This is a genomic window from Pseudomonas fakonensis, from assembly GCF_019139895.1.
In the GTDB taxonomy this organism is placed as follows: Bacteria; Pseudomonadota; Gammaproteobacteria; order Pseudomonadales; family Pseudomonadaceae; genus Aquipseudomonas; species Aquipseudomonas fakonensis.
This window is the reverse complement of record NZ_CP077076.1, coordinates 3,652,089-3,664,660: the sequence shown is the minus strand read 5'-3', so window position 1 is coordinate 3,664,660 and position 12,572 is coordinate 3,652,089. Positions and strand designations below refer to the sequence as shown.

The window sequence follows — 12,572 nt, the reverse complement described above, 5'->3', positions numbered from 1 at the left end:
GCCGGCTGCTACAGGGGCTACGCCTTGCGCAGCGGCACCTCGCGCAGCAACCAGCTCAGGGCAAAGGCCAGGCAGGTCACCGCGCAAGCGCTCAGGAACACCTCGTGCATCGCCCCGGCGAAGGCCTCCAGGTAAGCCTGCTGTTCAGGCGCTGCCAAGGCATGTACCTGGTCCGGCGACAGAGTGACCGGCGCCGCGCTGCCGGCCGGGAAGCTGTCTGCCAGGCGCGCCAGCAAGGTGTGCGAAAACAGCGCGCCGAACACCGAAACGCCAATGGTGCCGCCGATGGTGCGAAACAGCGTCGCCCCTGAGGTGGCCACGCCCATGTGCCGCGGCTCCACGCTGTTTTGCACCGCCAGCACCAGCACCTGCATGACCATGCCCAGGCCCGCGCCCAGCAGGCCCATGTACAGGTTCAGGGTCAAGGTCGGGGTATCCAGTTGCAGGCGGCTGAGCAGGGCCAGGGCGATGGCCTGCAGCAAGGTGCCGATGATCGGGAACAGGCGGTAGCGCCCCCAGCGGCTGATCAGCCGCCCGGTCACCGCCGAGACCACCAGCAGCCCACCCATCAAGGGCAGCATCTGCAAGCCGGCGCCGGTGGGGGTGGCGTTTTTCACCACCTGCAGGTACAGCGGCAGGAAGGTCACCGCACCGAACAGCGACACGCCGACGATGAACCCGATCAACCCGGCCAGCACGAAGGTGCGGTGGCGGAACAGGTGCAGCGGCATGATCGGCTCCACCGCGCGGCGCTGCTCGTAGATGAAGCCGAACAGGCCGATCAGGCTGAACAGCGCCAGGCACAGCACATCCAAAGAGGCCCACGGAAGCAGGTTGCCGCCAAGGCTGGTGAGCAGCACCACGCCGCTCAAGGTCAGGGTGAGAAAGAACGCGCCGAAGTAGTCGATCACGTGCTTGACCCGCGCCACGTGCGGGCGGAACACGCTGCCGATCACCAGCAGCGCCAGCAGGCCCAGCGGCAGGTTGATGTAGAAGATCCAGCGCCACGACAGGTGCTCGACCAGAAAGCCGCCAATCAGCGGCCCGACCACCGTGGCCAGGCCGAACACCCCGCCGAACAGGCCCTGGTAGCGGCCGCGCTCGGCCGGCGGGATGACATCGCCCACCGCCGCCATGGCCACTACCATCAGGCCGCCGCCACCCAGGCCCTGCAGGGCGCGCAGCAGTACCAGCTCGGTCATGTTCTGGGCCATGCCGCACAGCACGGAACCGGCCAGGAACAACACGATGGCCACCTGCAGCACACGCTTGCGCCCGTACAGGTCGCCGAACTTGCCATACAGTGGCACCACCACGGTGGAGGCCAGCAGGTAGGCGGTGACCACCCACGACAGCCAGCGCAGGCCGCCCAGGTCGCTGACGATGGTCGGCAGCGCGGTGGAGACGATGGTCTGGTCGAGCGCGGCGAGGAACATCACCAGCAGCAGGGCGCCGAGCAGCAGGGGGATGGGCGGGTGTGCGGGGTGTTCGACGGGAGTGCTTTGCATGGGGCGGGCCTGGGTCAGTGGCGGGCAAGGTGGCGGCCGGCGTCTTGCAGGCCAACGAGAGCGAAGCGATAAAGCTGGTCGCAAACCTCGGCGTGGGGCATGCCGAGAATCTGCTGCACCGCCCCGGAGCCGCCGCGCGGGCCAATCAGCAGCATCGCCCAGGGCGCGGTGACGCAGAGGATGCAGCGCACCAGCGCCGGGTCGCCGGCCGGGATGCCGCTGATTTCGCTGAACAGCCCCATCAGCAGCGCCAGTTTTTGTGGCGCAGTGCCCTGCAGGTGCGCCTGGCCCTGGCTGCTGGGGGTCAGCAGTTCGGCGGCCAACACCCGCAGGTGCCAGCCTTCGCGGCCGCTGCCGGCTTTCTGTACTACCAGCTCGATCAACGTGCGCAGTTTGTCGCTGGCCGGCACCGGCGCCTGGACGATGCGTTGCAGGTTGGTGATGTCGAGAAAGCGCCGGCGTGCCTCGTCGAGGACTGCCAGGTACAGGCCGTTACGGCTGCCGAAGTGGTAGTTGATCGAGGCCAGGTCGACTTCGGCCTGGGCGGCCACTGCCTTGTTGCTGGAGGCGGCGAAGCCTTGGGCGGCAAACAGTTCGCCGGCGGTGTCGAGGATGCGCAGGCGGGTGGCTTCGCCGTCTTTACGGGGGGCAGGGGGCATGCTTGGGGCTCCACAGGGTGTCGTGGAGGGAGCATGTGTCGGGGTTAGTCTAAATTCAATTTAAATTTAATTAATGTTTCGCCGCCCTTTGTAAGAGCCGGGTAGCCGGCGATGGGGCCAGCTCAGCCCTTGAGCCCGGCCACCACTTCGGCCGCCGTGGTCAACTGGCCAAAGTGGTGCTGCCACAGCTCGATGCCCAACTTGCCTGAACGGTCCAGCGACGAGCCCATGGTCAGGTCGGTGACCAGCGTCGGGCACAGCCCGGCATCGAACAGGGCGAAGCCTGCGGCCAGCACGCAGGTTTCGGTCTGCAGCCCGCACACCAGCACACGTTCAACGTTCAGGCTCTTGAGGTAGGCTAGGGTTTCGGCGGTCTGGCCGTAGCCGTGCTTGACGAACACCTTGTCGGCCTCGACCAGCGCCACGTCTTCGCCGGCCGGGTGCCAGCCGAGCTGGCGCTGGAACGGCGTGACCTGTTCGTTGTGCAGCTCGATGGAGGCCACAGTAGGGATGTGCGCCGACAAGGCGCGAATGCCATCCACCAGTTTTTCCGAAGGGCTGAAGGTGGATTGCACGTCGACGATGAGCAGGGCTTGGCGCATGGCGGGGAGGCGGGTCCGCAGGGGCAGGGGCGCAGAGTATACCGGAGCGCGACCGCGCAACCCGAAAGGGCGGGGGGCTTCTGCAGGTATTGCGCAATATTCGAGGTTGATGCGGTCTTTGTAGGGGCCGGCTTGCCGGCGATAGGGCCCTCAAGGCTCCAGCCCGATCCCCCGCAGAATCACGCAGGTCACCGTCTGCACCGCGCCTTCGAAGGCCAGGTCCGACAGCGGCTCGCCGCCATTGAGCAGCGTCACCGCCCAGATATGGAGGTGGCGCCGTAGCCTTTCTCGGCAAGCACCTGCTCGGCAGTGAGCAGGATTTTCTCGACGTTGCGCCGGCGGATCTCGATCTTGTGGTTGGCCATGAAATGTCCGTACTGACCTGAACAGGCCAAGGCTAACCGCTTTGCAAGGGGCGAGGTGAAGCCATTGCGCGGGGCTGCTTGCAATTTGCATTAGCGCTAATGTAGTTTTCCCCCATCGTAGGGGAGGTCACCACATGAACACGAGGAACACGCCCGGCCTGGGCGAGCTGCTGCGTTACGTCAGCGAGCTGGTAGAACACGGCGCCGAGGAGCATTACCGGCAAATGCAACTGAACTACCGCGCCCGCTACACCCCGGTGTTGCGGGCGTTGCACAGCGGGGCGCAGACCATCAGCGAGGTCACTGCCTGCACCCACCTGACCCAGGGCGCCATCAGCCAGACCGTCGGCCATATGCAAGCCGACGGCGTGGTCACCCGCCAGCGCGGCGAAGATGGGCGGCAATCGCTCATCCGCCTGACGCCCCACGGCGAAGGGCTGCTGTGCAAGCTGCAAGCCCATTGGCAGGCGACCTTCGCCGCCATCGAACAGCTCGAGCAGGAGATTGGCCACCCGCTGCGCCAGGTGCTGGAGCACGCCGCCAGCGCCCTGGAACAGCAAGGTTTTTCGCAGCGATTGAGTGCAGTCAAGCTGGCCTGTGCGGCCGAGGAGGTGGTCAGTGAGTGAGGTGCGCAACTGGTTCGACCAGGGCGGTTCGGCCTATGCCCGTTTTCGCCCCGAATACCCCGAAGCCCTGGCCGCACGGCTGGCCGAGCTTGCACCGGACCGCGCCCTGGCAGTGGACGTGGGCTGCGGCAACGGCCAATTGACCCGCTTGCTGGCCGGGCACTTTCGCTCGGTGTCGGGCTTTGACCCAAGCCAGGACCAGATCGACCACGCCCAGCCCCAGGCCAACGTCAGCTACCGCTGCGCCCCGGCCGAAGACCTGCCGCTGCTGTCGCGCAGTGCCAGCCTGATCACCGCCGCCCAGGCCGCCCACTGGTTCGACCTGCCGCGCTTCTACTCCGAGGTGCGCCGGGTGGCGGTGCCGGGGGCGCTGCTGGCATTGGTCAGCTATGGCGTGTTGAGCCTTGAGCCCGGCCTGGATGAGCGTTTTCAGCGTTTCTACTGGCAGGAGATCGGCCCGTACTGGCCGGCCGAGCGCAAGCTGGTGGACAGCGGCTACGCCACCCTCGACTTCCCGTTCGAGGAAATCCCCGGCCCGGCCATCGACCTGCAACTGCAGTGGGACTTCGACCAGTTGCTTGGTTACATCGCCACCTGGTCGGCGGTGCGCAGCGCTCGAGAGGCAGGGCAGAGCCAGTTGCTGCTGGACTTTGCCGAAGACCTGTACGCGCTGTGGGGCGACCCTGCACAGCGGCGCGCTGTTCAGTGGCCCATCAACATGCGGGTTGCGCGGCTTTGAACTGCAGGTTGGTGCAAGGGTAACGGCGAGCCTGAGCTCTGCGCTGAACCTGTAGGAGCCGGCTTGCCGGCGATCACCGGCACAGCCGGTGCCAGCATTCGCCTGTGCCGGCACTATCGCCGGCAAGCCGGCTCCTACAGAGGGCGCGCTAGATTTTAGAAAATGAGCAAGACAGTTGCTCCCACCGTCTGTGCATCAATGCACCGAACCTCACCCCTCCCTCTGGAGCCGCAACAATCAATATGCCACTATCGCCCCCGGCCTCGCTGCACGTTCCCCCTGGCTGATTACACTGTTGAAATCGCACACATGGAGTACCTGGGATGGGCTGCGTGTCGATGGGTCATGTTGCAGTTGTAAAAGCCTGGGGCGCTCAGCCATGAGCCGCTCGGGTCGCGGCGTTTCGCTGCAACTGGTGGTGGCGCTGGCCATCGTGCTGGGCATGTTGGTATTGGGCTCGGCGCTGGCCTGGCAGGGCTATCGCGGCCTGCGCCAGACCCTGGTGGCCGCCGCCGGCGATGCAGCCCAGCAGGTCGGCAAAACCATCGATGAACGCGCCCGGCGCCTGGTCGACCCGGCCCAGAGCAGCATCCGCCTACTGGCCTTCAACCCGACCGCAGGGGACCTGCAGCAGCGCCTGCAGGGCCTTGCGCAACTGGTCGAGACCCTCAAGGCCAACCGCATGCTCAGCGCCGCCTACCTCGGCTACCCCAACGGCGACTTCCTGCTGGTGCGCCGCCTGCGCGACCCGCAGTTGCTCGAACGCTTCGAGGCCCCCGCCGGCACTCGCTACCTGGTGCAAAGCGTCAGCCATGGCACTGACGGCGCGCTGCTCGGCGAGTGGCGCTTCTACGACCCGGCGCTCAACCTGCTGAGCACCCAGCTCAAGCCGGACTACCGCTACGACCCGCGCACCCGGCCCTGGTTCAGCGAGGCCAGCGCCCGGCCGGGCACCGTACTCACCCACCCCTATGTGTTCTTCACCACCCGCGAGATCGGCCTGACCATGGCTCAGCGCAGTGCCGACGGCGGCGCGGTGATCGGCATGGACGTGTCGGTCAATGACCTGGCCAGCGAGAGCCGCGACCTGCGCATGACCCCCGGTACGGAAATCGCCGTGGTCGACGGCCAGGGCAACGTGGTGGCCTACCCGGACCTGGAGCGGGTGATCGTGCGCGAAGGCCAGGCGGTGCGCCTGTCGCATATCAGCGAGCTGGGCATTCCCAGCCTCGCAGGCCTGTATGCCGACGCGGCTGCCGGTACACGGGCCAAGCCTTACGAGGTAGCGGGGCAGACCTGGTATGGCATGCGCGTGCAACTGAAACTGGCCGGGCAAGACCTGCAGGTGCTGATTGCCGTGCCGGCCCACGAACTGCTGGCCGATGCGCGCAAGGTGCTGTTGGAGCAACTGCTGTGGACGGCGGCGCTGATCGCCGTGCTGCTGGCCCTCGGTGCCTTGCTTGGCCGGCGCATCGGCCGCCCGCTGCGCCAGCTGGCCGACCAGGTGCGCGGCCTTGCCAGCTTCGATTTCAGCAGCCCGGTAGGGGTTGCTTCGCGGGTCAGCGAGGTGCGCGAACTCAGCCAGGTGCTTGGGCGCATGGCCGGTACCATCGGCAGTTTCCAGGCGATCACCCTCACCCTCAGCCGCGAAAGCCAGCTGGAGCGCATGCTCGACGGCGTGCTAAGCCACCTGGTGGACGCCGCCGGGGTGAGTGCCGGGGCGGTTTACCTGCTCGATGGCGAACCGGCGCAACTGCGCCTGGCGGCGGCCTGCCGTGGCGAGGGGTACCCGGCGCAACTGGCGCTGGAAGAGGGCCGCCAGCACGACCTCGCCGCCGTGGTTACCCAGGCCCTGGCGCTGGAGGGGCGCAGCCTGGCGCTGGTACTCAGGGACCGCAGCCAGGCGTTGTTGGGGGTGCTGCTGCTGCAGCTGGAAAGCGGCGCCGAGGTGGGTGGGCCGTTCCGTCGTTTCGTCGAGGAGCTGTCCGGCGCTGCCGCCGTGGCCATCGAGACCCGCCAGTTGGCCGAGGCCCAGCAACGCCTGCTCGACGCCATGATCAAGCTGCTGGCCGATGCCATCGATGCCAAGAGCCCCTACACCGGCGGCCACTGCGAACGGGTGCCGCAGCTGGCGCAGATGCTGCTGGACCAGGCCGTGGGCGCCGCCAGCGGCCCCTTTGCCAGCTTCAGCATGACCGAGGCCGAATGCTACGAGTTTCGCGTGGCCGCCTGGCTGCACGATTGCGGCAAGATCACCAGCCCCGAATACGTGGTCGACAAGGCCACAAAGCTTGAGACCCTGTACAACCGCATTCACGAAGTGCGCATGCGCTTCGAGGTGCTGTGGCGCGACGCCGAACTGGCCTACTGGCAAGGCCTGGCCGAAGGCGGGCAGGGTGAGGCACTGCAAGCGGCGTTAACGCGCAGCCAAACCGAACTGCAGGCGGATTTCGCCTTTGTTGCCAAGGCCAACATCGGCGGCGAATTCATGGAGCAAGCCGACATCGAGCGCCTGCAGCAAATCGGCCAGCGCCGCTGGCTGCGCCACTTCGACAACCGCCTTGGGCTTTCCCGCGACGAAGAAGTGCGCCTGGCTGGGGTGCCGGTGGCGCCTTTGCCGGTGGCCGAGCCACTGCTCGCCGACCGCCCCGAACACCGTGTGCCCTGGGGCACGCGCAAACCGCCGGTGGCCAAGGACGATCCGCGCAACCAGTGGGGCTTCGACATGCGCCTGCCGGCCCATGCCAGCGACCACGGCGAGCTGTACAACCTGTCGATCCGCCGCGGCACGCTCAATGACGAAGAGCGTTTCAAGATCAACGAGCACATCGTGCAGACCATCATCATGCTCAGCTCGCTGCCGTTTCCGCGCCAGCTGCGGCGGGTGCCGGACATTGCCGGCAACCACCACGAGCGCATGGATGGCAACGGCTACCCGCGTAGGCTCGGCCAGGATGCCCTGAGCATCCCCGAGCGGGTGATGGCGATCGCCGACATTTTCGAGGCGCTGACCGCCGCCGACCGGCCATACAAGGCCGCCAAGACCCTTTCGGAGTCGGTGAAGATCATGGTGTTCATGGCCCGTGACCGGCATATCGACGGGGAGTTGCTGCGGTTGTTTCTTGGCAGTGGCGTGTATCGCCAGTATGCCGAGCGGTTTTTGCGTGCCGAGCAGATTGATGAGGTGGATGTGGGGTATTGGTTGGGGCAGTTGGATGCGCCCTTGTAGACGCTGCGCGGTATGGCACGGGCTTGGGCCCGTGATCGCGGGGCAAGCCCGCTCCTACAGGCGCGTGCTGAACCTGTAGGAGCCGGCTTGCCGGCGATGAGGCCAGTACGGCCAGCACCGGCAGATGCTCCCACAGGTGCCGCACCCCCAGTTGCCTGAAAAGCCTGTTTGGTTTCAAATCGTGGCCTAATGCAGTCAAGGCGCCAGGCCATGAACACACATCGTAAAGAGTCGCCCCTGCCTGAAGACTTGCGAGTTTTCCTCACGGTCATCCGCAAGTGCAGTTTCGTCGCTGCCTCCGAGGAGCTGGGCCAGTCGCCGGCCTACGTCAGCAAGCGCATCCGCATGCTCGAGCAGGCCCTGGGTACACGCCTGATGCACCGCAGCACCCGCGCCATCACCCTCACCGATGCCGGCGAGCGCGCACACCGCTGGGCGGTGCGCATCCTCGACGAAGTGGACGATTTCGTTGCCGAGATGGGCAGCGTGCGCCACGAACCCCGTGGCTTGCTGCATATCTGCAGCACCTTCGGTTTTGGCCGCAACCATGTGGCCCCGGCGGTGGCCAGCCTGTCATCGAAGTTCGCCGGCCTGGAGGTGCGCCTGGACGTGTTCGACCGCGTGGTGGACATCATTGCCGAAGGCTTCGACCTGGAGATTCGCATCGGTGACGACCTGCCGCCCCAGCACCTGGCGCGCAAGCTGATCGACAACCACCGGGTGCTGTGTGCGACGCCGGACTACCTGGCCCGGCGCGGCATTCCACAAACGCTCAAGGACCTGGCCGAGCATGATTGCCTGGTGCTCAAGGAGCGTAACAACCCGTTCGGAGTGTGGCATTTGCAGGGTGACGGGCGCGAAGAGAGCGTGCGGGTAAACGGCCCGTTGTCATCCAACAACGGCGAGATCGTGCTGCAGTGGGCGCTGGGCGGGCGGGGCATCCTGCTGCGTTCGTACTGGGACGTAAAGCCGCTGCTGCAGGCCGGCAAGCTGGTGCGGGTGCTGCACGATTACCGCCAGCCAGCCAACATCTGGGCCGTCTACCCCACGCGCCTGGCCGACTCGGCCAAGCTGCGGGTGTGCGTGGAGTTTCTCCATGCGCATTTTCAGGCACTGGGGTGAGGCTCGAACTGGCGCGGTCTGTAGGAGCCGGCGCAGCCGGTGCCAGGCACCGCGTCGCCTGCTTCGCGGGCAAGCCCGCCCCCACAGGATCACGCCAAGCCCAAGCCCGGCGCGGTACCTGTAGGAGCCGGCAAGGGGGGCTCAACCCTGACCCGAAATTCAGGCAAACACCCCCAGCAGCAACGTCGCCCCGATCACCGTGGCCGCCCCGCCCAGGCGGGTGGAAATCTGCGCGAACGGCATCAGCGCCATGCGGTTGCACGCCGACAGGATCGCCACGTCACCGGTGCCGCCCAGGCCGCTGTGGCAGCAGGTGACGATGGCCGACTCAATGGGGTACATCTTCAACAGATTGCCCACCAGGTAGCCCGCCAGGGTCATGGCCACCACCACCGAGGTGCAGACCAGCACGTAACCCACCGAGAACACGTTCATCACGCTGTCCAGCGGCACATAGAGCATGCCCAGGCCGATCATCACCGGCCAGATGAACGCTGTGGACACCAGCTTGTAGAACTGCTTGCTGCCTTTTTCCAGGCGCCCGGGCAGTACCCGTAGGTATTTGAACGCCACCGCCGCCACGATCATCATCACCGGCCCTGGAATGTGCACCAGCTTCTCCAGCAGGCCGCCCAGGATGAAGAACGCGCAAATCAGCAGCACCCCGGCACCCATGTAGCGAAAGTCGATGGCATCCGGCGCTTCGTTATCTTTGAACTTGTCGTTCTCTTCCCGGGCGCGGATCAGCATGCCGTCGCCGCTCAGCGCCGGCTTTTTCATGGCCAGGCGCGCCAGGGCGCCTGCGCAGATGATCGCCACGATATTGCCCACCACCGCCGCCGGTACCAGTTGCGCCACGTACTGCTCAGGGCTGGCGCCAAGGATGTGCGAGTAAGCCAGCGACAGCGGCAGGATGCCTTCGCCGATACCGCCGCCGATGATCGGCACGATGATGTAGAAGAACGTGTGGTACATCGAATAACCGAACAGCAACCCCACCAGCAAGCCTGCCGTCACCGCGGCCAGGGTGCCGGCCAGCAGCGGCACGAACATGCGCATCATGCCCTGTACCAGGATGAAGCGGTTCATGCCCAGGATGCTGCCCACCACCAGGCTGGCGATGACGAAGTAGAGGAAGTTGGCGTCCTTCATCAGCATGCGCGTGGCATCCAGCGTGGTGCTGCCGAAGAAACCGTGGAACACCAGCACCGACGGCAGCAGCAGGCACAGAATGGCGCCGCCGCCGATGTCGCGCAGCACGGGAAGGCGCTGGCCCAGCTGGCCGAAGAACATGCCCAGGGTCATGATTACCGCCAGGCCACCGATCATGGTTTTCGGCAGCCAGCCAAAGTGCGCCGAGCAGAACACGGTCAACGCGATGCCGATGAACCAGGGCAGGGGGATCACGCCGATCTCATGGCTGAGCAGGCGTCGGGCGAGGGAGGTTGGGGCACTGCCAGGGGTGGCAGCGTGGTCGAGCGCATTGCTCATGATGTGGCTCCTCAAATTGTTTTTGTACGAGGATGCAGGCGCCGCGCCCGAGGGCCCGGCACCGGGTGCCCGGCTCAGGCCAGCCAGGGGTTCGCTTGCAGGTGGCGTTGTTCGAAGGCGCGGATCTGCTCGCTGCGCAGCAGCGTGCTGCCGATGGCATCAAGGCCCTGCAGCAGGGCCTGGCGGCGCAGCTCGTCGATGGCAAATGTGATGCTGCGCCCGTCATCCAGCTCGATTTGCCGGCGGGTCAGGTCGATGCCGATGCGGGCCCGCGCCGGTTGGCTCACCAGATGAGCAATCTGCTGGTGGTCGGCTTCGTCCAGTTGAATCAGCAGCACACCGTTGCGCTGGCAGTTGTCAAAGAAAATACCGGCGAAGCTGGTGCCGATCAGCGCGCGGATGCCCAGTTGCTTCAGCCCCCACACCGCATGCTCGCGGCTGGAGCCGCAGCCGAAATTCGGCCCCACCAGCAGGAAGCTGGCATCGCTCCAGGGCGCCTGGTTGAGCACGAAACCAGGGTTGGGCGTGCCGTCGGCGAGAAAGCGCAGATCGAAAAATGCGCCGCGGTCCAGCCCCGCGCGGTCGATGCCTTTGAGAAACTGCTTGGGCATGATCACGTCGGTGTCGACATTGGCGGCCAGCAGGGCAGCGGCGATGCCGCTCTCACGGGTGAACGGTTGCATGCTCAGGCCTCCTCGACCAGCGAACGGACATCCACCAGGTGGCCGGCCAGGGCGGCGGCGGCGACCATGGCCGGGCTCATCAGGTGGGTGCGTGCACCGGCGCCCTGGCGGCCTTCGAAGTTGCGGTTGGTGCTGGAGGCGCAGCGATCGCCTGCTGCAAGCACGTCGTCGTTCATGGCCAGGCACATCGAACAGCCCGACTGACGCCACTCGAACCCGGCATCGATGAACAGCTGGGCCAGGCCCTCGGCCTGGGCCTGCTCGCGTACCTGGGTCGAGCCCGGCACGATCATTGCCCGCACCCCGCTGGCCACCTTGCGACCGCGAATCACCCGCGCGGCGTCGCGCAAGTCTTCTATGCGGGCGTTGGTGCATGAGCCGATGAAGGCATGGCTGATGCGCACCTCGCGCAGTTGCTGGCCGGCCTGCAGGCCCATGTAGCGCAGGGCGCGCTGCAGGTCGTGGCGGCGGATCAGGTCGGGCTCGTGCAGCGGGTCGGGCACCGTCTCGTCGATGGCTACCGCCTGGTCGGGGCTGGTGCCCCAGGTGACCATGGGCTGCAGCCTGCCGACGTCCAGTTCGATGTCCTGGTCAAAGTGTGCGCCGGGGTCGCTGTACAGCTCGCGCCATTGTTCCAGGGCCTGCTGCCATTGTTCGCCGCGCGGCACGCGGGGCTTGTCGGCGAGGTAGGCATAGACTTTGTCGTCAGGGGCCATGAAAGCGCCCCGGGCACCGGCTTCGACCGCCATGTTGCACACGGTCATGCGCCCTTCGACGCTCAGGGCGGTGATGGTCGGGCCGGCGAACTCGATGGCGTAGCCAGTGGCCCCGGACGCGCCGATATGGCGAATCAGCGCCATGATGATGTCCTTGGCCACCAGCCCCGGGCCGAGGTCGCCGCGTACGGTCACGCGCATGCTCTTCAGGCGTTTGTACACCACGGTCTGGGTGGCTAGCAGGTGTTCGATTTCCGAGGTGCCGATGCCGAAGCCGAACGCGCCGAGGGCTCCATAGGTGGTGGTGTGGCTGTCACCGGCGGCGATCAGCATGCCGGGCAGGATGAAGCCTTGTTCGGGGGCGACCACGTGCTCGATGCCCTGGCGTTTGTCCAGTACGTCGAACAGTTCGATGCCGAAGTCGCGGCAGTTCTGCTCGAAATACGACACCTGCAAGGCGCCGCCGGCGTCGGGCATGGCAGCGATGCGTTCGGGGCTGGTGGGGTTGACGTGGTCCACCACTGCGAGGGTGGTTTGCGGGCGCCAGGCCTTGCGCCCGGCGTCGCGCAGGCCGCTGAAGGCCTGCGGGCTGGTGTATTCGTTGGCGACCTGGCGGTCGATGTACAGCAACACGTGGCCCTGGTCGTCCAGGGCGCAGACGGTGTGGGCGTCGATGTGCTTTTCGTACAGGGTACGGGGGTGGGTCATGGGCAATCACTCACGGACGGTTGTTGTCGGCTTCGGCCCTTTGGCTGGGCGTGTGGTGTCAGCTTATGCTTGCCGCTTTGTGGAGCAACCGTGCTTGCGTGTGGTGATTGTTCACGATTCGTGT

General features: G+C 66.2%; 10 protein-coding genes and 2 pseudogenes. 4 read left to right on the top strand and 8 right to left on the bottom strand.

Translation table 11 applies throughout. The features are described 5' to 3' along the window. Positions 1-17: 17 nt before the first annotated feature. The 5 genes and pseudogenes from KSS94_RS16140 to KSS94_RS27605 all read right to left on the bottom strand — a co-directional run. The gene (locus KSS94_RS16140) at positions 18-1,508 is read right to left on the bottom strand and encodes an MDR family MFS transporter (RefSeq protein ID WP_217839096.1); all 1,491 of its coding nucleotides are present in this window, start codon (positions 1,506-1,508) and stop codon (positions 18-20) included. A gap of 14 nt (positions 1,509-1,522) precedes the next feature. Beyond that, the gene (locus KSS94_RS16135) at positions 1,523-2,167 is read right to left on the bottom strand and encodes a TetR/AcrR family transcriptional regulator (protein WP_217839095.1); all 645 of its coding nucleotides are present in this window, start codon (positions 2,165-2,167) and stop codon (positions 1,523-1,525) included. A 122-nt stretch (positions 2,168-2,289) separates the two neighbouring features. Beyond that, a complete protein-coding gene (locus tag KSS94_RS16130; protein WP_217839094.1) occupies positions 2,290-2,769 on the bottom strand; it encodes an isochorismatase family protein in 480 nt (159 codons plus the stop codon). Positions 2,770-2,919: 150 nt separating this feature from the next. Further along, positions 2,920-3,024 (bottom strand): annotated as a pseudogene (locus tag KSS94_RS27610) (TetR/AcrR family transcriptional regulator); the annotation flags it as partial. A gap of 8 nt (positions 3,025-3,032) precedes the next feature. Next, positions 3,033-3,134 (bottom strand): annotated as a pseudogene (locus KSS94_RS27605) (TetR/AcrR family transcriptional regulator); the annotation flags it as partial. A gap of 134 nt (positions 3,135-3,268) precedes the next feature. On the opposite strand from KSS94_RS27605, the gene KSS94_RS16120 reads away from it, so the two are divergent. The 4 genes from KSS94_RS16120 to KSS94_RS16105 all read left to right on the top strand — a co-directional run bounded on the left by KSS94_RS16120 (position 3,269) and on the right by KSS94_RS16105 (position 8,850). After that, on the top strand, positions 3,269-3,760 hold the full coding sequence (locus tag KSS94_RS16120) for a MarR family winged helix-turn-helix transcriptional regulator (RefSeq protein WP_217839093.1): 492 nt from the start codon (positions 3,269-3,271) through the stop codon (positions 3,758-3,760). After that, a complete protein-coding gene (locus KSS94_RS16115) occupies positions 3,753-4,499 on the top strand; it encodes a class I SAM-dependent methyltransferase (RefSeq protein WP_217839092.1) in 747 nt (248 codons plus the stop codon). The genes KSS94_RS16120 and KSS94_RS16115 overlap by 8 nt, the downstream gene beginning before the upstream one ends. 379 nt (positions 4,500-4,878) lie before the next feature. After that, entirely contained in the window at positions 4,879-7,728 is a 2,850-nt protein-coding gene (locus KSS94_RS16110; RefSeq protein WP_217839091.1) for an HD domain-containing phosphohydrolase, read from the top strand. A gap of 210 nt (positions 7,729-7,938) precedes the next feature. Next, a complete protein-coding gene (locus tag KSS94_RS16105) occupies positions 7,939-8,850 on the top strand; it encodes a LysR substrate-binding domain-containing protein (protein WP_217839090.1) in 912 nt (303 codons plus the stop codon). A gap of 159 nt (positions 8,851-9,009) precedes the next feature. Here KSS94_RS16105 and KSS94_RS16100 read toward each other — a convergent pair whose 3' ends face one another. From KSS94_RS16100 to leuC, 3 genes are all read right to left on the bottom strand, one after another. After that, on the bottom strand, positions 9,010-10,341 hold the full coding sequence (locus KSS94_RS16100) for a 2-hydroxycarboxylate transporter family protein (RefSeq protein ID WP_217839089.1): 1,332 nt from the start codon (positions 10,339-10,341) through the stop codon (positions 9,010-9,012). A 74-nt stretch (positions 10,342-10,415) separates the two neighbouring features. Continuing rightward, positions 10,416-11,030, bottom strand: coding sequence for a 3-isopropylmalate dehydratase small subunit (gene leuD / locus KSS94_RS16095; RefSeq protein ID WP_217843614.1), 615 nt, complete (start codon positions 11,028-11,030; stop codon positions 10,416-10,418). After that, positions 11,027-12,448 carry a 3-isopropylmalate dehydratase large subunit gene (gene leuC / locus KSS94_RS16090; protein ID WP_217839088.1) on the bottom strand — a complete coding sequence of 474 codons (1,422 nt, stop codon included), beginning with the start codon at positions 12,446-12,448 and terminating at the stop codon, positions 11,027-11,029. Before leuC ends, leuD begins: the two co-directional genes overlap by 4 nt. Positions 12,449-12,572: the final 124 nt, after the last annotated feature.